Genomic DNA, 21281 nt, shown 5'->3' with positions numbered 1-21281 from the left:
CCCGGCTCCTCCACGGGGCCGGGGGCTTTCGCGTACGAGCGGTCGGACCGTCAGCAGCCGAGCAGGCGGCTGCCCAGGTAGCCCTGGATCTGGTCGAGGGAGACGCGCTCCTGCTTCATGGTGTCGCGCTCGCGCACGGTCACCGCGTTGTCGTCCAGGGTGTCGAAGTCGACGGTGACGCAGAACGGCGTACCGATCTCGTCCTGGCGGCGGTAGCGGCGGCCGATGGCGCCGGCGTCGTCGAACTCGATGTTCCAGTTCTGCCGCAGGTCGGCCGCGAGGCCCTTGGCCTTCGGCGACAGCTGCGGGTTGCGGGAGAGCGGCAGGACGGCGACCTTGACCGGCGCGATGCGCGGGTCGAGGCGCATGACGGTGCGCTTCTCCATGACGCCCTTGGCGTTGGGGGCCTCGTCCTCGTTGTACGCGTCGAGGAGGAAGGCCAGCATCGTGCGGCCGACACCGGCGGCCGGCTCGATGACGTAGGGGGTCCAGCGCTCCTGCGTCTCCTGGTCGAAGTAGTGCAGCTCGTTGCCGGAGGCCTTGGAGTGCGCCTTCAGGTCGTAGTCGGTGCGGTTGGCGACACCCTCGAGCTCGCCCCACTCGCTGCCGCCGAACTGGAAGCGGTACTCGATGTCGGCGGTGCGCTTGGAGTAGTGGGAGAGCTTCTCCTGCGGGTGCTCGAACCAGCGCATGTTCTCCTCACGCATGCCCAGGCCGGTGTACCAGTTCCAGCGCTGCTCCATCCAGTACTCGTGCCACTTCTCGTCCTCGCCCGGCTTGACGAAGAACTCCATCTCCATCTGCTCGAACTCGCGGGTGCGGAAGATGAAGTTGCCCGGAGTGATCTCGTTCCGGAAGGACTTGCCCATCTGCGCGATGCCGAACGGCGGCTTCTTGCGCGAGGTCTGCAGGACCTGGCCGAAGTTGGTGAAGATGCCCTGCGCGGTCTCGGGACGCAGGTAGGCGACGGAGCCGGAGTCCTGGGTCGGGCCGAGGTGGGTGGAGAGCAGACCCGAGAACTGCTTGGGCTCGGTGAAGGTGCCCTTGTTGCCACAGTTGGGGCAGTTGAGGTCGGTGAGGCCGTTCTCGGGGAGACGGCCGTGCTTCTCCTCGTACGCCTCCTCCAGGTGGTCCGCGCGGTAGCGCTTGTGGCAGGAGGTGCACTCGGTCAGCGGGTCGGTGAAGGTCGCGACGTGACCGGAGGCCTCCCAGACCTCGGTGGCCAGGATCACCGACGAGTCGATACCGACGACGTCCTCGCGCGAGGTGACCATGTAACGCCACCACTGACGCTTGATGTTCTCCTTGAGTTCGACACCCAGCGGTCCGTAGTCCCAGGCGGCCTTCTGGCCGCCGTAGATCTCACTGCACGGGTAGACGAAGCCACGGCGCTTGCTCAGGCTGACGATGGTGTCGATCTTGTCGGCGGCCACGGTGCTCTCTTCATTACGACGACGAAGTGCGAATGCTTCAGATTACCGGCGCGCGCACCCCCCGTATCAAATCGGTCCGGCCTCGCGCGGGGCCGGACCGACGTGGCCGGTACCACAAGTAGGACAATTGACAATCGTTTCCAGTTTTGTTGAAAATGAGTGTCATGAACGTACGCCGTCTGATACCCACCGCCGCCATCGCCGGAGCCGTCTCCCTCGGGCTCGTCACCCTGTCCGCCTGCTCCGGGACCTCGGGCGCCGCGGACAACGAGGCCGCGGGCAAGGAGAGCGGCGGCAAGCTGGCCGTGGTGGCGTCGTTCTACCCCATGCAGTACCTGGCCGAGCAGATAGGCGGCGAGCACGTCGCCGTCAGCACGCTCACCAAGCCGGGCGTCGAGCCGCACGACCTGGAGCTGAAGCCGCGGCAGATCGGCGAGCTCGGCGAGGCCGACTACATCCTCTACCTCAAGGGCATCCAGCCCGCCGTCGACGAGGCGATCAAGCAGGCCGGCGTCAAGAACACGGTCGACGCCGCCACCCTCACGAAGCTCGAGGAGCACGGCACCGGCGCCGGCCACGACCACGCGGGCGAGACCGCCGAGGAGCACGCCGCCCACGAGGGCGAAGCTCACGCCGACGAACACGCCGGCGAGCACGCGAACGAACCCGCCGGCGAGCACGGCCACGAGTCCGAGGCCGGTGCCGACCCGCACATCTGGCTCGACCCGGTGAAGTACGCCGAGGTCGCCAAGGGTGTCGGCGCCTCGCTGGAGAAGGCCGACCCGGCCCACGCCGCCGACTACAAGAAGAACACCGCCGCCCTGGTGAAGAAGCTCGGCGACCTGGACACCGCCTTCAAGACCGGCCTGAAGAACACCACCACCAAGACCTTCATCACCACCCACTCCGCCTTCGGCTACCTCGCCGAGCGCTACGGCCTGGACCAGGAGGGCATCTCCGGCATGGACCCCGAGTCCGAGCCGAGCCCCGCCCGGATCAAGGAACTCCAGGACATCGCGAAGAAGGACAAGGTCTCCACCGTCTTCTTCGAGACCCTCGCCAGCGACAAGACCGCGAAGACCCTCGCCACGGACACCGGCCTCAAGACCGACGTCCTGGACCCCCTGGAGGGAATCACGGACCGCAGCAAGGGCGATGACTACATCGAGGTCATGCGGTCCAACCTCGCCGCGCTGCAGAAGGCCCTCGGCGCGAAGTGAAGCGAGCACAGCAGGAGGCACCCGTGAGCGCGCCCGTCATATCCGTCCGCGGAGCCACAGCGGCGCTGGGCTCGCGGCCCGTCCTGCGCGGGGTCGACCTCACCGTGAACCGCGGTGAGGTCGTCGCCCTGCTCGGCGCCAACGGCTCCGGCAAGTCGACCGCCGTCCGCGCCGTCATCGGCCAGGTCCCGCTCACCGACGGCACCATCGAGCTGTTCGGCACGGAGCAGAAGCGGTTCCGCGACTGGGCCCGGGTCGGTTACGTACCGCAGCGCACCACCGCCGCCAGCGGCGTCCCCGCCACCATCCGCGAGGTCGTCTCCTCCGGCCGGCTCTCCCGCCGGAAGCTCGGATTCCTCACCAAGGCCGACAAGGCCGCCGTCGGGCGGGCGATCGAGCTGGTCGGCCTCACCGACCGCGCCAAGGACTCGGTGAGCGCCCTCTCCGGCGGCCAGCACCAGCGCGTCCTGATCGCCCGCGCGCTCGCCGCCGAGCCCGAGCTGCTGATCATGGACGAGCCGATGGCCGGCGTCGACCTCGCCAGCCAGGAGATCCTCGCCGACACCCTGCGCGAGCAGGTCGCCGGCGGTACGAGCGTCCTGCTGGTCCTGCACGAGCTGGGCCCCCTGGAGCCGCTGATCGACCGGGCCGTGGTGCTCCGCGACGGCTGCGTCGTCCACGACGGCCCGCCGCCGAAGGCCGTCGGCCAGCATGCCCTGCCCGGCCATGACCACGTACATCCGCACGCGGCCGACGAGCCGCTCCGCACGGGACTGCTGACCTGAGGAAGCTGATCTGATCATGGAATTCCTCGAACCCGCCTTCATGCAGCGGTCGCTCCTCGCGGCCGTCCTCGTCGGCATCACCGCCCCCGCCGTCGGCATCTACCTCGTCCAGCGCCGCCAGGCCCTGATGGGCGACGGCATCGGCCATGTCGCCATGACCGGTGTCGGCCTCGGCTTCCTGCTGAACTCCAGCCCGGTGTGGATGGCCACCCTGGTCGCCGTCGCCGGCGCCGTCCTCATGGAGCTGATCCGGGCCTACGGCAAGACGCGCGGCGACATCGCGCTCGCACTGCTCTTCTACGGAGGCATGGCGGGCGGCGTCATGCTGATGAGCATCGCCGACGGCTCCAACGCGAACCTGCTGTCCTACCTCTTCGGTTCGCTGTCGACCGTCTCCGACGCGGACGTCACCGCCATCGCCGTGCTCGCCACCTTCGTGGTCCTCGTCACGGTCGGCCTGCGCCGCCAGCTGTTCGCGGTCAGCCAGGACGAGGAGTTCGCCCGCGTCACCGGCCTCCCGGTCCGCGCCCTGAACCTGCTCATCGCCGTCACGGCCGCCGTGACCGTCACGGTCGCCATGCGCGTCGTCGGCCTGCTCCTCGTCAGCGCGCTGATGGTGGTGCCCGTGGCCGCCGCCCAGCAGCTCTCCAAGTCGTTCCGTACGACGTTCGTGCTCGCGGTCGTGATCGGCGTCGGTGTGACGCTGTCCGGCACGATCACGACGTACTACCAGGACGTGCCGCCCGGCGCGACGATCGTGCTCCTCGCCATCGGCGTCTTCATCGCCCTGACCCTCCTCGCCACACCGCTGGCGAGACGCCGGGCCAGGGCCGCGGAGGCCGCGTCGGCGGAGTGCGACATGGCCGTTCCCGGCACCCGTCGGCCCACGGACGACGTCACGGTCTAGCGGCCTGGCAGAATGGCGGGGCAACGAGACTCAAGGAGGCCCCTGTGGCGACGGCAGGACCCCCCGTACGCGGCCGATCGACCAAGCAGCGGGCCGCTGTGTCCGCCGCACTGAACGAGGTGGACGAGTTCCGCAGCGCCCAGGAGCTGCACGACATGCTCAAGCACCGCGGCGACTCGGTCGGCCTCACCACGGTCTACCGCACGCTCCAGTCCCTCGCGGACGCGGGCGAGGTCGACGCGCTGCGCACCAGCGACGGCGAGACCGTCTACCGCCGCTGTTCGACGGGCGATCACCACCACCACCTGGTCTGCCGTGTCTGCGGCAAGGCGGTCGAGGTGGAGGGCCCGGCGGTGGAGCAGTGGGCGGAGACCATCGCGGCGGAGCACGGATTCGTGAACGTCGCGCACACGGTCGAGATCTTCGGCACCTGCGCGGAGTGCGCCACCCGCTAGTCCATACGGAAGTCGATACGGAAGGGCCCGCACCGTTCTCGGTGCGGGCCCTTTCCTGTCTGCGTAACGTACGACCGTCAGAGCCGCGTGGTGTGCCGGTCCAGGATCCCCCGCAGCCGGTCGACGTCGGCCGGGGCGGCCAGGCCGTGCTTCGGCAGGTAGGCGAAGCCGGCGCCGCCCGTCTTCTTGGCGGTCAGCAGCACGAAGAGCCGGGGCGTCTCCACGTACCGGGGCAGCATCGGCCACCGGATCATCATCTCGGTGTCCCGGGAGGTCCAGCGGCCCCCGTCGGCGTCGACGACGGCTCGGGCCTCTCCCTGGGAGCGGACCAGCAGGAAGACGCTGCGGGCGGTCGCCCAGGGCGTCAGCTCGGCGGCGGCCACGGCCACGAGGCCGAGGAAGGCCATCACCACCGCCGTCCCCGGCTCCGGCGTCGGAGGCAGCAGGGCCAGGCCGGCGACCGCGAGGGCCAGGAAGCAGGCGCCGCGCGCCGTCCACCGCAGCAGGCGCCACCAGAGAGTGGCGCGCAGGCTCACCCGTACCGCCTCGTGCACGTCGTCGAACACCGGCGCGTAGACCAGCTCGAGCCGCTCGCGCGTCTCCATCGATTCCCCCCCGATCCCGGTCATGCCTTGTCGAGGACGGCCATGTCGGCCGGGTCCACGCCCCCGAAGCGGCGGTCGCGGGAGGCGTACTCGACGCAGGCGCGCCACAGGTCGCGACGGTCGAAGTCGGGCCACAGCACGTCCTGGAAGACCATCTCGGCGTAGCTGCTCTGCCAGATCAGGTAGTTCGAGGTGCGCTGTTCGCCGCTGGGGCGCAGGAAGAGGTCGACGTCCGGCATGTCCGGGTAGTACAGGTACTTCTGGAAGGTCTTCTCGTTGACCTTCGACGGGTCCAGCTTCCCCGCCGCCACGTCCTCCGCGAGCTTTTTGGCGGCGTCGGCGACCTCGGCCCGGCCGCCGTAGTTCACGCAGAAGTAGAGCGTCATGGCGTCGTTGTCGACGGTCTGCTCCTGGGCGACCTGGAGCTCCTGGACGACCGACTTCCACATCTTGGGCATGCGGCCGACCCAGCGGATCCGGATGCCCAGCTCGTTCATCTCGTCGCGCCGGCGCCGGATCACGTCCCGGTTGAAGTTCATGAGGAAGCGCACCTCCTCGGGCGACCGCTTCCAGTTCTCGGTGGAGAAGGCGTAGAGGGAGAGGTTCTTGACGCCCATCTCCAGGCAGCCCTTGAGCACGTCGAGGACGACGCCCTCGCCGACCTTGTGGCCCTCGGTGCGCGGCAGGCCGCGCTCCTTGGCCCAGCGGCCGTTGCCGTCCATCACGCAGGCCACGTGGTTCGGCACCAGCTCGGCCGGGAGTTTCGGCGGGCGGGCGCCGGAGGGGTGCGGCTCGGGAAGCTTGTACTCCCGGCGCTGCCGCCCCAGGATTCCGCGTCGTGCGATGGCCATGGCGATGGATCTCCTAGCTCTTCTCTACGTACCGCAGGGAGCGCAGGCCGCGCTCCAGGTGCCAGTGCAGATAGGCGGACACCAGCCCGCTGCCCTCCCTGACGTGACGCGGCTCGCACGCGTCCGCCGTCGCCCAGTCGCCGGTCAGCAGCGCGCTGAGCAGGCCGATGGCCTCCGGAGAGGGTACGACGCTCCCCGGCACCCGGCAGTCGCCGCATATGACTCCGCCGGCCGCGACGGAGAAGAACCGGTTGGGCCCGTGGATGCCGCACTTCGCGCAGTCCTCGAAGCTGGGCGCGTACCCGTTCACGGCGAGGGAGCGCAGGAGGAAGGCGTCCAGGATGAGATGGGGGGCGTGCTCGGCGTTGGCGAGGGTGCGCAGGCCTCCGACGAGGAGCAGATACTGCTGTACGGCCGGCTCGCCCTCGTTGTCCGTGAACCGCTCCGCCGTCTCCAGCATCGCCGTCCCGGCGGTGTACCGGGCGTAGTCCGTGACGATCCCGCTCCCGTACGCCGCGATGGTCTCGCTCTGGGTGCAGAGCGGCAGCCCGCGCCCGACGAGATCGCTGCCCCGGGCGAAGAACTGCACGTCGACATGGGAGAAGGGTTCGAGCCTGGCCCCGAACTTCGACTTCGTCCGCCGCACGCCGCGCGCCACGGCGCGTACGCGCCCGTGACCGCGGGTGAGCAGCGTGATGATGCGGTCCGCTTCACCCAGCTTCTGGGTGCGCAGCACGATGCCGTCGTCGCGGAACAGACTCATGGCCCCATTCTCCCGTACGCCGGGGCCTCCCCGGTCCGGGACCGGCGTCCCCCTTCGTCCGTCCGCCCCCGGCCCCGCCGGACCGGACCGCCGCCCTTCAGGGCACCTCGCCCCGGCTCCGGGCGTTCGCGTGGGCCGTCGCCGCACTCACCCGCTCGGAGACCGTCGCCGCCCGGACGCCCTCCGGCTCGCAGTCCCACTCCCGCCCGCCGCCGAGCGGCCTGAGCTGGAGGTACGGGCCCTCGTGCCCCATGACGGTCCCGACCCGTCCGGTACGGATCTCGACGACGTACGACCCGATGGGCAGCTTCGTCATTCCCTGCCACCTTCCCCCGATACGACGGCGACGACGGCGGTCGGCCGGCGCGCCGTTTCCACGGTGCAGCGTCCCCATTCGACGAGCGGCCGGCACGGTTGCCTTCACCGGTCGCTCTTGTTGTTCCTTCACCAACTCATCCCTCTCCGAATCCATTTCCCGTTTACCGCCTCCAGGGTGGTACGGGATCCGTAGACTCGGCAGATGCGCAGGCCCTACAACTGGGTTGTAGATTTGGGGAGTTAACCGCCGAGCGGGTGTTCGTTTCCGGCGGATGTATCGGTCGGTTCGAACAGGGAATCCGAAATCCGCAGCGCTGAATGTGGCGCAGCGCGGGGGTCAGGAGGGGCTGACGATCAGCCCCACCGTCGCCATCACGCCCGCCACGAAGGACAGCAGCGCAAGCCGCTTCGCACCCCGCACGGAGCCCTGGCGGAACCTGCGCTCCTTGCGGACCGTCGCCTTCGTTCCCATGTGCACGCGCTTGGTGTTCCGCGGGTCGTAGACCAGCGGGTACAGGTCGCCGACCACGTGCGCGGGACCCATCGACACGCCCGTCTGGTGCCGGGCGTTCTGGCCGTCCGGAGTCTCGAACTCGTAAATCACGCGCCCGGTGCCCTGCGTGTTGATCGGCGTCAGGCTCACCAGGCGCGCCTGGACCTCGATACCGGATTCGTTCAGCTCCGTCATCTTCTTCAGTTCGTCCCGCTCGCCGGCGATCAGCATCAGGCCGAAGATGAAGACCGGCACGGACGCGATGATGAAACAAACGAGCACTGCAGTCACCAAGTTCACAGGCGGACCGTACGGCACCACAGGACCCGACCGGAACCCCCACTCCCCTTTCACCAGCGGGACTTCGCACCCTACGATCACGCGCATGTCGATCACTTCGCCCATACCCGTCCTCCGGGGCGACAAGGGCACCGAACTCCGCCGCGACGGCGATGAGCTGTCGTTGCGTCGCCCGGACGACGTGGTGCGTATCCCGCTCGCGGCGATCGCGCGCGTCCGCGCCGAAAGGCGTGACCTCGCCGTCGAGTTGACCGCCCCGGCGGGGGCCGAGCCGACCGTGTACCGGATCAAGGACGTGAGCGCGGCCGCCGCCACCGTCTTCGCCGACGCCGTGAACGCCGCACTGCCGGAACGCGCGGAAGGGGAGGAGACGGTGGACGGTTCCACGCTCGTCGTCACCCGGAGTCTGACGTCCGGCGACGAGGACGAAGGCGAGGAGGAGGAAGCGCGAGGGTGGGCCACCGGCGCCGTGCGGACGGCCTACGCCGTGGCCGTCGTGGTCGCGGCCCTCGCCGTGGTCGTCGGGGTGCTCGACAAGAACTGGGGCCGCGGAATCGCGACGCTGCTGCTCGGGGAGCTCGGTGTGGGAGCCACGTTCCTCGCCTGCACGGGTCTGGGGTCGGTGTGGGAGGAGTGGTACCTGCCCCGCTACGGCATCACCGTGGACGGGCAGCAGGTCTACCGGAACGGCACGACCACCAACGCGTACATGGACACGAACGGCGTGACCCGTTACGTCTCCGGCTCTTCCAAGGACGGGACCGTACCCCGGGTCGCCTACCACCCACGGAAGCCGCAGATCGCGGTCGTCTGCAACGGGAGGAGCGGTATGGGAGTGGGGGGCCTGATCGTGTTCCTGTTCTTCGCCGGCATCGCGGCACTCATCGACTACGGGACGGTGCTCCTCGCACTCCCCGCGTTCGGCGGGTGACGGGCATGTCGATGACTTCCCCAATCCCCCTCCTCCGCGGCAACGGGGACACCGAGCTCCGCGCCGAGGACGACGAGCTGTTCCTGACCGACCCGGACCGGGAACTGCGCATCCCCTTCGCGGCGATCGCACGGGTCCGGGCCGAGAGGCGGGCCGTCGCCGTCGAGCTGACGGCCCCGGCCGGCGTCGAGCCGACCGTGTACCAGGTCAAGGACGTGAGCGGGGCCGCCGCCACCGTGTTCGCCGACGCCGTGAACGGCGCGCTGCCCGCACGCTCCGCCGGGGAGGAGGCGGTCGACGGCTCCACGCTCGTCACCATCCGCAGCCTGAAGACTCCCGAAGCGGACGACGAGGACGACGAGGACACGGTGTTGATCCTCTTCAAGCGGGCGGCGATCGCCGCCGGTCTCGTACTCGTCGCCCTCTCCGTGACCGTCGGGGTCGTCGGAGGGGAGGTGGGCCGCGCCCTCGGGACGCTGGCCCTCGGCGCCCTCGCCACGGCGGTCGCCTTCTTCGCCTTCGCGGCGATGTGGCTGGCGTGGGACAACTGGTACCTGCCCCGCTACGGCATCACGGTCAACGCGAAATGGGTCTCCCTCGACGGCAGGAACACGCACGCGTACACGGACATCAACGGCAGGACCCGCGCCATCTATGCCAAGCGCACCGGCGAGACCGTCCGTGTCTCCTATCACCCCCGGAACCCCAAGCGCTCGACCGTCCACCAAGGGTGGTCCGACGCGTTCTGGGCCGTGTTCTTCGGCCTGGGCGCCGTCGCCATCGCCGCCGCCCTCGGCTACGGAACGGTGCTCCTCGTGCTCCCCGCCTTCGGCGGCTAGGTCCCGCTTCTCTTTGGGATCCCATAAGCCCGCCTTATGAGGTCATAGACCGGGGGCGGGTACCGGCCCGCGCAAGACGTTATTTAGGGTGACCTAAGTGACGACAGTCATCGTCGTCACGTCGCTTGCGAAGGGAACCTGACATGCCCCGCCCTCTCCGGGTCGCGATCGTCGGCGCCGGCCCCGCCGGAATCTATGCCGCTGACGCGCTGCTGAAGTCCGAGGCCGCCGCCGAGCCGGGCGTGTCGATCGACCTCTTCGAGCGGATGCCGGCCCCCTTCGGTCTCATCCGTTACGGCGTCGCTCCCGACCACCCCCGCATCAAGGGCATCATCACCGCCCTCCACCAGGTGCTCGACAAGCCGCAGGTCCGCCTCTTCGGCAACGTCGAGTACGGCACCGACGTCCACCTCGACGACCTGCGCGCCTTCTACGACGCCGTCGTCTTCTCGACCGGCGCCATGGCCGACCGCGAGCTCCGCATCCCCGGCGTCGAGCTCGACGGGTCCTACGGCGCCGCCGACTTCGCCTCCTGGTACGACGGTCACCCCGACGTGCCGCGCACCTGGCCGCTGCACGCCGAGAAGGTCGCCGTCCTCGGTGTCGGCAACGTGGCCCTCGACATCGCGCGGATCCTCGCCAAGACCGCGGAGGAGCTGCTGCCGACCGAGATCCCGCCGAACGTCTACGACGGCCTCAAGGCGAACAAGGCCCTGGAGATCCACGTCTTCGGCCGTCGCGGCCCGGCGCAGGCCAAGTTCAGCCCCATGGAGCTGCGCGAGCTGGACCACTCGCCGAACATCGAGGTCATCGTCAACCCCGAGGACATCGACTACGACGAGGGTTCGATCGCCGAGCGGCGCAAGAACAAGCAGACCGACATGGTCGCCAAGACCCTGGAGAACTGGGCGATCCGCGACGTCGGCGACCGCCCGCACAAGCTCTTCCTGCACTTCTTCGAGTCGCCGGCCGAGATCCTCGGCGAGGACGGCAAGGTCGTCGGCCTGCGCACCGAGCGCACCGAGCTCGACGGCACCGGCAACGTCAAGGGCACCGGCCGGACCACCGACTGGGACGTCCAGGCCGTCTACCGGGCCGTCGGCTACCTCTCCGACGAGCTGCCCAAGCTGCCCTGGGACACCGCCTCCGGCACCGTCCCGGACGCCGGCGGCCGCGTGATCGAGGAGAGCGGCGAGCACCTGGCGTCCACGTACGTCACCGGCTGGATCCGGCGCGGCCCGGTCGGCCTCATCGGCCACACCAAGGGCGACGCCAACGAGACCGTCGCCAACCTCCTCGACGACTTCGCCCACGGGCGGCTGCTCACGCCGGAGACCCCGGAGGCCGAGGCGGTCGTCTCCTTCCTGGAGGAGAAGGGCGTCACGTACACGACGTGGGAGGGCTGGTACGCCCTGGACGCCGCCGAGAAGGCGCTGGGCGAGCCGCAGGGCCGCGAGCGCGTGAAGATCGTCGAGCGGGACGACATGCTGAAGGCCAGCAACGCCGTCACCCCGAAGTAGTACCCGGCAGCACCCGCCGGGCCCAGGCCCGGCTCGTACGCCACGATGACGGGAGTACGGGCGCGGTGAGGCGGCCGCTCCTATCCTGGAAGAGCCTGCGAAGGGCCCGGAAGGGAAGTGAGCGGCCATGGCCGTTCCCGTCGATCAGGCGGCCGGCACCGTCCCGACCGCTTCCACCGCCTCCGTAGTAGAGCGGGCGCGGGAGGCGGCGGCCAGGGAGTCGTGGGCCGAGGCGTACGTCCTGCTGTACGAGGCCGACCGGCACCCCTCCGCCGCCCTGGCCCCGGACGACCTGGACCTCCTCGCCGACGCCTCCTGGTGGGCGGGGCACGTGGACGAATCGGTGGCCGCCCGGCTGCGGGCGCACGCCGGGTACGTGGCGGCGGACGATCACCGGGGGGCGGGGCACGCGGCGTGGTGGCTGCACTTCGAGTACCGCTGCCTGGGCCGGCCGGCGGCCGCGGCGGGCTGGCTGCGGCGGGCCCGCCACCACCTGGAGCAGGCACCGCCGGACTGCCCCGAGCAGTGCTACCTCGCCTGGACGGACGCCGAGGAGGCCCAGGAGCACCGCGACCCGGGCGCGGCGCTCGCGGCGGCGCGGCGCATGGACGACCTCGCGGGCCGCTCGGGCAGCCCCGACCTGATCGCCCTGAGCCGCCAGGCCCACGCGGCCGTCCTGCTGGCGAACGGCCGCAGGAGAGAGGGGTTTTCGCTCCTCGACGACGCGATGTGCTCGGTCATGGCGGGCGAGTTGAGCGGCATGTTCACCGGCTGGCTGTACTGCCTGGCCCTCACCCAGTGCATGGAGGCGGCGGACTTCGGCCGCGCGGTGGAATGGACCCACGCGGCGATGACCTGGTGCGAACCCCCGTGGCCCCCGACGCCCCCGACGCCCCGGACCCTCGCCGGCCCGGACGACGCCCGTCGCCCGGACGGGCGGCCTGTGCCGCTGACCGACAATCCGTTCCGGGGGCTGTGCCGGATCCACCACGTCGAGGTGCTCGACCTGCTCGGGGCGTGGACGCTCGCCGAGGCCGAGGCCGGGCGGGTCTGCGCGGAGGTCATGGTCGACAGCCTGGAGGCCGCCGCCGAGGCGCACTACGCGGCCGGGGAGATCCGGCGGCGCCAGGGTCGGCTCGACGAGGCCGCCGTCTCGTACGCGCACGCCCACGAGCTGGGCCGGATCCCCCAGCCGGGGCTCGCGCTGCTCAGGCTCGCCCAGGGCAAGGCCGACGCCGCCGTGACCGGCCTGAGGCTCGCGCTGGCCTGCCAGAGCGACCCGCGCCACGACCTCATCGGCCGGGCCCGGCTCCTCGCCGCGCAGATGGAGGTGGCGCTCGCCGTCGGCGACGTCGACGGCGCGGCCACCGCCGTGGCCGGGCTGGCGGCGCTCGCCCCGGACACCCCGCTCCTCGGCGCGATGGCCGACAGCGCCCGTGGCGCCCTCGCGCTCGCCCGGCGGGAGCCGGCGCAGCGTTCGCTGCGCCGGGCCCTGGGGGCCTGGCTGGAGCTGCGCATCCCGTACGAAGCCGCACAGGTACGGATGCTGCTGGCCGCCGCCGACCGGGCGGCGGGTGACGAGGAGGCCGCCCGGCTGGAGCTCGCGGCGGCCCGGGCGACGTTCGAACGCCTCGGCGCCGCCCCGGACGCGCGCCGCGCGGCGGCCCTGCTGGCGGGGCGGCCGGGGCCGCGCGGGGCGCTGCCCGGCGGTCTCACGAGCCGGGAGGCCGAGGTGCTGCGGCTGGTCGCGGCGGGCAGCACCAACAAGGACATCGCCCGGACCCTGGTGATCAGCGAACACACGGTCGCCCGGCACCTGAACAACATCTTCGCCAAGCTGCACGTCACCTCCCGCGCCGCCGCCACGGCCTACGCCTACGCCCACGACCTGACCTAGGGGGAGGCCCCGCGCCGGACCGGCCCGCATGGGCTGATCCGCCCATCTCCGCCCCGCCCCCCACATGGGTGGTTCGGGCGATGCCCGCGCCCCGCCGCCACGCCTACAACGGGTCCATGAACACCACCGCTCTCCCCACCGAACTCTCCCTCGACCTCCTGCGCGGCGCCGTCCGTGGTGAGGTCGTCGTCCCCGGCGACCCCGCCTACGAGGAGGCCCGACGGGTCTACAACGCCCTCCACGACCGCCGTCCGGCCGTCGTCGTGCGGGCCGCGGACGCCGGGGACGTGATCGCCGGCGTCCTCTTCGCCCGGGACAACGAACTGCCGCTCGCCGTCCGCGGCGGCAGCCACGCCGTCGCCGGGTACGGCACGGTCGACGACGGCCTCGTCGTCGACCTGTCCCGGATGCGCGGGGTCCGGGTGGACCCCGCGGCCCGTACCGCCCGCGCCGAGGGCGGCTGCACCTGGGGCGACTTCAACCACGCCACCCACGCCTTCGGCCTCGCCACCACCGGCGGGGTCATCTCCACGACCGGCGTCGGCGGCCTGACCCTCGGCGGCGGTATGGGCCACCTCTCCCGCCGCTACGGCCTGAGCTGCGACAACCTCCTCTCGGCCGATGTCGTCACCGCCGAGGGCACCCTCGTCACCTGCGACGCCGAGCGGCACCCCGACCTCTTCTGGGCGCTGCGCGGCGGCGGTGGCAACTTCGGTGTCGTCACGTCGTTCGAGTTCCGGCTGCACCCGGTCTCGGACGTCCTCGGCGGGATCATGATCTTCCCGCTCGACGGGGAGGTGCCACGCCGCTGGCGCGAACTGAACGCCGAGGCGCCGGAGGAGCTGAACACCCTCCTCGTGACGATGCTCGGACCGCAGCTGCCGTTCCTGCCGGAGCGCTGGCAGGGCCGTCCCGTCTGCGGGGTCGCGGTCTGCTTCACCGGCCCCGCCGAGGAGGACGAGAAGGTCCGCGCCCGCCTCGCCGCGCTCGGGCCGGTCATCGGCGAGGCCGTCGACCGGATGCCGTACCCGGTGATCAACACCCTCTTCGACGAGGACCTGCCGCCGGGCCTGTACCACTACTGGAAGGGGAACTTCAGCCGTGAACTGACGGACGGCGCCATCGACGTCCACATGGCTTTCGGCGAGACGATCCCCTCGATGCAGTCCGACACCGCGATCTTCCCGATCGACGGGGCCTGCCACCGGGTCGGGGCCGAGGACACCGCGTTCGCCTACCGCGACGCCGCCTTCTCCACCGCCTTCGGCGCCAGCTACACCGACCCCGCCGACACGGAGCGGAACATCGCCTGGACCCGGGCGTACGACCACGCGCTGCGTCCGCACACCCAGGAAGCCGGCTACATCAACTTCATGGACACCGACGACCAGGACCGGGTACGGGCCAACTACCGGCAGAACTACGACCGGTTGCGCGCGGTCAAGCGCCGCTACGACCCCGACAACCTCTTCCGCCTCAACCACAACATCGCGCCGTAGGAGACGCCGTCGAGGACCGCGCGGAGGGCTCCCGTACCTCTCAGATCAGACGTACCCCTCGGATCAGAGCAGCGTCCGCGCGGAGGCGAGCAGCCGGGCGGTGTCGTCGGCGCACAGCGCCAGCGCGTTGCCCACGGTGCACAGCACCTCCCGCTCCGCCGGGCTGTACGCCCCGTCCGCGAGGGCGATCCGCGCTCCCTGGAGCAGGATCGACTCCCGCCCGGAGGGGGACAGGTGCGGAGTGAGGGGCTCCAGCGCCTCGTGGAGCTCGATGGCGAGAGCGGCGCCCCCGCTGCCCACCTCCGGCAGGAAGCGGCCGGTGTCGGCCGCGAGCGCCTCGACGAGGTCGGTCAGCTGGACGCCGGTGCACTCGTCGAACCCGGCGGCGCGGACCGCCGAGACCGCGGTGTCCACCGCCGTACGGGAGGAGGTGCCGCCGGCCGCGAGGACGGCCAGGGCGACGGTGTGGACGGCGTCGCGGAGCATCGCGGAGAAGCGGCTCGTCGTCGGATGGTCGAGGACCTCGGTGCCGAAGCGCGTGTGGCAGGCGGCGCATTCGACGATCGGCCCGGCCTGGCCTCGGGGCAGCACCGGCACCCCCAGGACGGCGAACCGCCGACGGCCCGTACGGCGCCGGTAGTTGCGGTCCCCGCCGCACTCCTCGCAGAAGAACTCGCCGTCCCCGACGGTGTTCCAAGAAGTACGAATGCCGCAGACGCCCATTTTTCGACTACGTGACTCTCGGGCAGACCGCACGCCGCACCTCCCTTGACGACCCGGCAGCGTTGCCGATGTGGGCGTGATGTTAACCACATCTGTGATGTGGCGTCAGCACCTTGTCGCCAGATCGACGACGACTTGGCCGAGACACGCCTCAGGCCCGGTACGCCTCCGGGAGGCGTACCGAGCCCGAAAGACGCGGTCAGCGCGCCGGGAGGGGCCGGTCCCGCGGCCGCGAGGGGGGTACGAGACCCGTCCGCGGCCGACCAGAACCGTCGCGGCGGCGAGGTCACCCTCAGGGGTGGCGGTGCCCCGCGCCCCGGACGGGACGCGGGGCACCGCCAGGCCCACCGCCGGTGGTCAGCGCGAGGCGCGGTTGACGGCGGAGATGACCGCCTTCAGCGAGGCGCGGGTGGTGTTGGCGTCGATGCCGACGCCCCACAGGACCTTGCCGTCGATGGCGCACTCGATGTACGAGGCGGCCTGCGCGGAGGCGCCCTCGCTCATCGTGTGCTCCTGGTAGTCCAGCAGGCGGGCGTCCACGCCGATCGTCTGCAGGGCGGCGAAGAAGGCCGAGATCGGACCGTTGCCGGATCCGGTCAGCACGGTGTCGACGCCGTCCACGACCGCCTCGACGGTCAGGGTGTCGGTGCCGTCCGTGTCGGACGTCGTCTGGCCCGAGCGCAGCTGGACGCGGCCCCAGGCGTTGTCCGGGTTCGGCAGGTACTCGTCCTGGAAGACCGACCAGATCGCGGCCGGGGTGACCTCGCCGCCCTCGGTGTCCGTCTTCTGCTGGATGATCTTCGAGAACTCGATCTGCATCCGGCGCGGCAGGTCCAGCTTGTGGTCGTTCTTCAGGACGTACGCGATACCGCCCTTGCCGGACTGCGAGTTGACCCGGATGACGGCCTCGTAGGAGCGGCCGACGTCCTTCGGGTCGATGGGCAGGTACGGCACGGCCCACTCGATCTCGTCGACGGTCTTGCCGGCGGCGGCCGCGTCGGCCTCCATCGCGTCGAAGCCCTTCTTGATGGCGTCCTGGTGGGAGCCGGAGAAGGCGGTGTAGACCAGGTCGCCCGCGTAGGGGTGGCGCGGGTGGACCTCCATCTGGTTGCAGTACTCGGAGGTGCGGCGGATCTCGTCGATCTGCGAGAAGTCGATCTGCGGGTCCACGCCCTGCGAGAACAGGTTCATGCCCAGCGTCACCAGGTCGACGTTTCCGGTTCGCTCGCCCTGGCCGAACAGACATCCCTCGATACGGTCGGCGCCGGCCATGATGGCCAGCTCGGCCGCCGCGACCGCCGTGCCGCGGTCGTTGTGCGGGTGGACGGACAGGCAGATGTACGGGCGGCGGGTCAGGTTCCGGGACATCCACTCGAACCGGTCCGCGTGGGTGGACGGCGTCGAACGCTCCACGGTGGCGGGCAGGTTCAGGATGATCTCGCGGCCCTCTTCGGGCTGCCAGACGTCACAGACCGCCTCGCAGACCTCCAGGGCGAAGTCCAGCTCGGTGTCGGTGAAGATCTCCGGGCTGTACTGGTAGCCGAAGATCGTCTCGTCGCCCAGCAGCTTGTCCGCGTACTCCATGACCAGGCGGGTGCCGTCGACGGCGATCTGCTTGATCTGCTCCTTCGAGCCGCGGAAGACGACCCGGCGGAAGGTGGGCGCGGTGGCGTTGTAGAGGTGGACGGTGGCGCGCTTGGCGCCGACCAGGGACTCCACGGTCCGCTCGATCAGGTCCTCGCGGGCCTGGGTCAGTACGGAGATGGTGACGTCGTCCGGGATCGCGCCCTCTTCGATGATGGAGCGCACGAAGGCGAAGTCGGTCTCGCCGGAGGAGGGGAAGCCGACCTCGATCTCCTTGTAGCCCATGCGCACCAGCAGGTCGAACATCTCGCGCTTGCGGGCGGGGGACATCGGGTCGATCAGGGCCTGGTTGCCGTCGCGCAGGTCGGTCGACAGCCAGCGCGGAGCCTTGGTGATGCGCTGCTCGGGCCAGGTGCGATCGGGGATGTGCACGGCCTCGTACCGGCCGTACTTGTGGATCGGCATCCCGGACGGCTTCTGCATGTGGGTGGCGTTGGTGATGGGCGTGGGGCGACCAACAGGCTGGGACATTGCGTAGGGCTCCTCGGGTCCAGCGGGAGGGACGGCCGACTGTCGAACGCAACACCAGGTCCCGCGGGGAGGGGGTCGGCCTACGACTACAGGCCCTCGCCGCGGCAGCTAAGGAGAAGCAGCCCGAAACGCATGATGTGCCGCAGCCTAGCTCAGGTCGGCGGAGGCCGGACGTCCTGTTTCAGTATGCGGGACGGTCGGGGTGACAATCGGAAAAGGTGACGAATCACTCCATTTCGCGGATCATCGTCGCACGTAGTGACAGTGACGTGACGGGCTGCCACATTGCTGGCATGACCTCCTCCGCGGATCGCCGCTCCCCCGCCCCCGTCTTCTGCACGATCGTGCCGCCGCACCTGCTGGAGCGGCTGGCCCGGTCCGGGAACCCGGCGATCGCCGAGACCGCCCGCCGCACCCTGGTCGCCGACGCCGCCCAGCGGACCGCGCGCCGCCTCGCCGCGCCCACCGTCGCCCCCGCGCCGGCCCCGGACGAGGCCGCCAAGCCCCGGCGCACGGTGTACGACGCCGAGCACGGCACCGCCCTGCCGGGCGTCGCGGTGCGGGAAGAGGGCGCGGAGCCGACGGGGGACGCGACCGTCAACCGCGCGTACGCCGGACTCGGCGCCACCTTCGACCTCTTCCTGAAGGCCTACGGCCGGAACTCGATGGACGGCGCCGGGATGAAGCTGCTCGCGACCGTCCACTACGACCGGAACTACGCGAACGCCTTCTGGAACGGCGAGCAGATGGTGTTCGGCGACGGCGACGACGAGATCTTCCTCGACTTCACCGTGCCGGTGGACGTGATCGGCCACGAGCTGACCCACGGCTTCACGCAGTTCACCGCCAATCTGGAGTACTACAGCCAGTCCGGGGCGCTCAACGAGTCGGTCTCGGACGTCTTCGGCTCGCTGGTGAAGCAGTACACGCTCGGACAGAGCGCCGCCGACGCCGACTGGCTGATCGGCGAGGGTCTGCTCCACGAGAACGTCCAGGGCGTGGCGCTGCGCTCGATGAAGGCGCCGGGCACGGCGTACGACGACGACGTCCTGGGCAAGGACCCGCAGCCGGGGCACATGGACGACTACGTCCGTACCAGCAGCGACAACGGCGGGGTGCACATCAACTCCGGCATTCCCAATCACGCCTTCTACCTGGCGGCGACCGAGCTGGGCGGCAACGCCTGGGAGCGGGCCGGCCAGATCTGGTACGACGTGATGACCGGCGGCACGCTGATGCCCGAGACCCGGTTCACCGAGTTCGCGCGGGCGACGGCGAAGGCGGCGAAGGCGCGGTACGGAGACGGGGCGGAGATCCAGGCAGTGCTGAAGGCCTGGACGGCCGTGGGCGTACCGACGGACTGATAGACAGAGCGCATGCGTATTCGAGTGCGGCGTACCGGCGGCTTCGCGGGCATCGAGCGGACGGCCGAGGTGGACACCTCGGCCGTGCCGGACGCGGTGGAGTGGCACACCCTGGCCGCCGCGGTCCTCAGAGACGGTGGGGACGACGGCCCGGGGGTGCCGGACGGGTTCTCGTACGAGATCACGATCGACGGCGACACGGTCCGCTGCGGGGATCCCCACCTGACGCAGGTGCAGCGGGCCCTGATCCGGAAGGCCCTGAAGGAGGGGGCGTAAGCGGATCTGGATTTCCGACAGTTGTGCGAACATCCAGGTCATGATTCATGATCACTCTCGCTCCAGACCGCGCGTGTGGCTCGGCGTGTGGGCGCTGGCCCTTCTGGCCGCCGTCGCGCTCGTTCCCTCGGCCGCGCCACCCGCGTCGGCGTCGATGGCGGCGGCCTCGACCCCGGCAAACGTCACGACCCCCTTCGCCGTGGGCACCGAGGGCTACACCTGTTTCCGCATCCCCTCACTCGTCACCACGAAGTCCGGTGCGCTGCTCGCGTTCGCCGAAGGCCGCGTCAGCGGCTGCGCGGACGGCGGCCACAACGACATCGTCATGAAGAAGTCCCTCGACGGCGGTCAGAACTGGGGGCCGCTGGTCAAGGTCGTCGGCGCGAACGACGAGCTCTCCAACGGCAACGCCGTGCCGGTCGTGGACGCTGTGACCGGCCGCGTCTCCCTCATGTACGCCGCGGGCACGCCCGAGACGCCCGATGCCGAACGCGGCCCGCGCACCGTGCACGTCGTCAACAGCATGGACGAGGGAAAGACCTGGACGGGAGGCGCGGCGATCCCGGGGCTCAGGAAGGATCACTGGCGGTGGGTCGCGCCGGGACCCGGCCACGGCATCCAGCTCAGCCGGGGGGAGCACCACGGCCGGCTCGTCATCACCGGGGACCACGACGGCTCCAAGGCCGACAATCTCTTCGGCGCCCAGCTGTACTACAGCGACGACGGCGGACTGACCTGGCACATGGGCGCCGTCTACGAGACGACCGGCCCGGTGACCGGGCAGCGCATACCGCAGTACCCGCGGGAGCCCGCCGTCGTCGAGCGGACCGACGGCTCGCTCTACGTCAACGCGCGCAACTCGGCCGCGTGCGGATACAACGAGCGCCGTCTGGCGGCCACGTCGACGGACGGCGGCCAGACCTTCACGGCCGACGGCTTCAAGCCGGTGGCCGGTCTCGACACACCCCCGGTCTACGGTTCGCTGCTGCGCCTGACCGCCACCGACATGGGGGACGCGTCCGACCGGATCCTGTTCTCCGCCCCCGCGCGCTCCGGCGGCTCGGCCCTGGACCGTCAGGACCTCACCATCCGCTCCATGAGCAAGGAGCTCGACGGCACCTGGTCGGCCACCGGCATGCTGGCCGTGCCCGGCATGGCGGGCTACTCCGACATGAGCCTGATGGCGCCGAAGAAGGTCGGCATGGTCTACGAGACGGCCACCCACACCTCGCACGGCAATGTCCGGTTCACCTCCTTCACGGAGGAGCAGCTGGTCGCGGGGGCGACCGTCCCTCGGGGGCTTCGCACCGCTGACGGGGCCGGCACCTACCGGGACGACCCCCTGATCGACGGCAGCCCTGTCCCCACCACGCGTTACACCGGCAAGGCGCTCGCCTTCGACGGCGTCGACGACCACGTCCGGACGACGAGCTGCTCGTCGGATCTGGCCATCGGCGCCTCCGACTTCACCGTCACCGCGTGGTTCCGCTACAGCGCGACCAGCGGCAGCCACCCGATCCTGTGGGCGTACGACCAGGGGGCGGAGAAGCCACAGTTCTGGCTGCGCGCGGAGCCCGGCTCGAACCGGATCCGGGCGCTCGTGGACACCGGCTCCGCGGTCGCGGGCGCGGCCCAGGTGCAGACGTCCGGCGCCTACAACGACGGCGTGTGGCACCTCGCCGTCCTCACCCGGGCCGGCAACGAGCTGAGGCTCTCGGTGGACGGCGTCACCACGACGTCGCCCACCGCGGCGGGAGGTCACATCGACGCCGGCGGCTTCCCCACGCTCCACATCGGCGCGAGGTCCGACGGTCTCGAACACTTCCGGGGCGACCTCGACGAAGTCCGGTTCTTCGCGAAGGCCCTGACCGCCGAGGAGGCGGTGAACGCGGGCAACAGCGCGCCGGACGTGGCGCCCGAGGCCGAGCGCCTCCGGCTCGGCTTCACCTCCCTCTGGTGACGAGAAGCCGAACCGGCTAGAAACCGA

At 70.6% G+C, this 21281-nt stretch carries 20 protein-coding genes; 12 read left to right on the top strand and 8 right to left on the bottom strand.

The features are described from left to right. Window positions 1-50: 50 nt before the first annotated feature. Complete coding sequence (locus ACF06X_RS02460) at window positions 51-1433, bottom strand: glycine--tRNA ligase (RefSeq protein ID WP_392285305.1); 1383 nt, start codon at window positions 1431-1433, stop codon at window positions 51-53. A gap of 164 nt (window positions 1434-1597) precedes the next feature. Here ACF06X_RS02460 and ACF06X_RS02455 point away from each other — a divergent pair, with 164 nt between their 5' ends. The 4 genes from ACF06X_RS02455 to ACF06X_RS02440 are packed head-to-tail and all read left to right on the top strand — an operon-like array spanning window position 1598 to window position 4800. Continuing rightward, window positions 1598-2653 carry a metal ABC transporter substrate-binding protein gene (locus ACF06X_RS02455; protein WP_392285304.1) on the top strand — a complete coding sequence of 352 codons (1056 nt, stop codon included), beginning with the start codon at window positions 1598-1600 and terminating at the stop codon, window positions 2651-2653. A gap of 23 nt (window positions 2654-2676) precedes the next feature. Next, window positions 2677-3438: a metal ABC transporter ATP-binding protein gene (locus ACF06X_RS02450; RefSeq protein ID WP_392285303.1), complete on the top strand. Its 762-nt coding sequence runs from the start codon at window positions 2677-2679 to the stop codon at window positions 3436-3438. Window positions 3439-3454: 16 nt separating this feature from the next. Continuing rightward, a complete protein-coding gene (locus ACF06X_RS02445) occupies window positions 3455-4345 on the top strand; it encodes a metal ABC transporter permease (protein WP_392285302.1) in 891 nt (296 codons plus the stop codon). Between the two features lie 44 nt (window positions 4346-4389). Then, window positions 4390-4800 (top strand): Fur family transcriptional regulator, encoded by a 411-nt coding sequence (locus tag ACF06X_RS02440; RefSeq protein ID WP_392285301.1) that lies wholly within the window; start codon window positions 4390-4392, stop codon window positions 4798-4800. A 77-nt stretch (window positions 4801-4877) separates the two neighbouring features. On the opposite strand, the gene ACF06X_RS02435 is transcribed toward ACF06X_RS02440, so the two are convergent. From ACF06X_RS02435 to ACF06X_RS02415, 5 genes are all read right to left on the bottom strand, one after another. Further along, on the bottom strand, window positions 4878-5405 hold the full coding sequence (locus ACF06X_RS02435) for a YcxB family protein (RefSeq protein ID WP_392285300.1): 528 nt from the start codon (window positions 5403-5405) through the stop codon (window positions 4878-4880). Window positions 5406-5425: 20 nt separating this feature from the next. Further along, window positions 5426-6250 carry an isoprenyl transferase gene (locus tag ACF06X_RS02430; protein WP_392285945.1) on the bottom strand — a complete coding sequence of 275 codons (825 nt, stop codon included), beginning with the start codon at window positions 6248-6250 and terminating at the stop codon, window positions 5426-5428. 19 nt (window positions 6251-6269) lie between these two features. After that, window positions 6270-7019 carry a DNA repair protein RecO gene (recO, locus tag ACF06X_RS02425; RefSeq protein ID WP_392285299.1) on the bottom strand — a complete coding sequence of 250 codons (750 nt, stop codon included), beginning with the start codon at window positions 7017-7019 and terminating at the stop codon, window positions 6270-6272. Window positions 7020-7116: 97 nt separating this feature from the next. Beyond that, on the bottom strand, window positions 7117-7335 hold the full coding sequence (locus ACF06X_RS02420) for a hypothetical protein (protein ID WP_392285298.1): 219 nt from the start codon (window positions 7333-7335) through the stop codon (window positions 7117-7119). A gap of 339 nt (window positions 7336-7674) precedes the next feature. Further along, the gene (locus tag ACF06X_RS02415) at window positions 7675-8235 is read right to left on the bottom strand and encodes a DUF3592 domain-containing protein (RefSeq protein WP_392285297.1); all 561 of its coding nucleotides are present in this window, start codon (window positions 8233-8235) and stop codon (window positions 7675-7677) included. Between ACF06X_RS02415 and ACF06X_RS02410 the strand changes: the two genes are divergently transcribed. From ACF06X_RS02410 to ACF06X_RS02390, 5 genes are all read left to right on the top strand, one after another. Beyond that, on the top strand, window positions 8216-9061 hold the full coding sequence (locus ACF06X_RS02410; RefSeq protein WP_392285296.1) for a hypothetical protein: 846 nt from the start codon (window positions 8216-8218) through the stop codon (window positions 9059-9061). The two genes, ACF06X_RS02415 and ACF06X_RS02410, sit on opposite strands and share 20 nt — an antisense overlap. Before the next feature lie 11 nt (window positions 9062-9072). Beyond that, window positions 9073-9900, top strand: coding sequence for a DUF3592 domain-containing protein (locus ACF06X_RS02405; protein WP_392285295.1), 828 nt, complete (start codon window positions 9073-9075; stop codon window positions 9898-9900). A gap of 143 nt (window positions 9901-10043) precedes the next feature. After that, window positions 10044-11420, top strand: a complete 1377-nt coding sequence (locus tag ACF06X_RS02400; RefSeq protein ID WP_392285294.1) for an FAD-dependent oxidoreductase — start codon at window positions 10044-10046, stop codon at window positions 11418-11420. 127 nt (window positions 11421-11547) lie between these two features. Beyond that, entirely contained in the window at window positions 11548-13317 is a 1770-nt protein-coding gene (locus tag ACF06X_RS02395; RefSeq protein ID WP_392285293.1) for a LuxR C-terminal-related transcriptional regulator, read from the top strand. A 116-nt stretch (window positions 13318-13433) separates the two neighbouring features. Continuing rightward, complete coding sequence (locus ACF06X_RS02390; protein WP_392285292.1) at window positions 13434-14816, top strand: FAD-binding oxidoreductase; 1383 nt, start codon at window positions 13434-13436, stop codon at window positions 14814-14816. 63 nt (window positions 14817-14879) lie between these two features. Here the strand turns inward: ACF06X_RS02390 and ACF06X_RS02385 are convergent, their stop codons facing one another. Both ACF06X_RS02385 and leuA read right to left on the bottom strand, forming a co-directional pair. After that, the gene (locus ACF06X_RS02385) at window positions 14880-15539 is read right to left on the bottom strand and encodes a TerB family tellurite resistance protein (RefSeq protein ID WP_392285291.1); all 660 of its coding nucleotides are present in this window, start codon (window positions 15537-15539) and stop codon (window positions 14880-14882) included. 357 nt (window positions 15540-15896) lie between these two features. Further along, window positions 15897-17654, bottom strand: a complete 1758-nt coding sequence (gene leuA, locus ACF06X_RS02380) for a 2-isopropylmalate synthase (RefSeq protein WP_392285290.1) — start codon at window positions 17652-17654, stop codon at window positions 15897-15899. 293 nt (window positions 17655-17947) lie between these two features. Between leuA and ACF06X_RS02375 the strand changes: the two genes are divergently transcribed. Genes ACF06X_RS02375 through ACF06X_RS02365 form a run of 3 tightly spaced genes read left to right on the top strand, consistent with a single transcriptional unit; the run spans window position 17948 to window position 21254 of the window. Then, the gene (locus tag ACF06X_RS02375) at window positions 17948-19018 is read left to right on the top strand and encodes a M4 family metallopeptidase (protein WP_392285289.1); all 1071 of its coding nucleotides are present in this window, start codon (window positions 17948-17950) and stop codon (window positions 19016-19018) included. A gap of 12 nt (window positions 19019-19030) precedes the next feature. Then, window positions 19031-19294: a protealysin inhibitor emfourin gene (locus tag ACF06X_RS02370; protein WP_392285288.1), complete on the top strand. Its 264-nt coding sequence runs from the start codon at window positions 19031-19033 to the stop codon at window positions 19292-19294. 40 nt (window positions 19295-19334) lie between these two features. Then, complete coding sequence (locus tag ACF06X_RS02365; protein WP_392285287.1) at window positions 19335-21254, top strand: exo-alpha-sialidase; 1920 nt, start codon at window positions 19335-19337, stop codon at window positions 21252-21254. The last annotated feature ends 27 nt before the right edge of the window (window positions 21255-21281 follow it).

Origin of the sequence: Streptomyces sp. NPDC015346 (assembly GCF_043078785.1) — a bacterium.
Lineage (GTDB): Bacteria > Actinomycetota > Actinomycetes > Streptomycetales > Streptomycetaceae > Streptomyces.
Note: the sequence above shows the minus strand (reverse complement) of the source record. Positions and strands in the feature narration are given on the sequence as shown.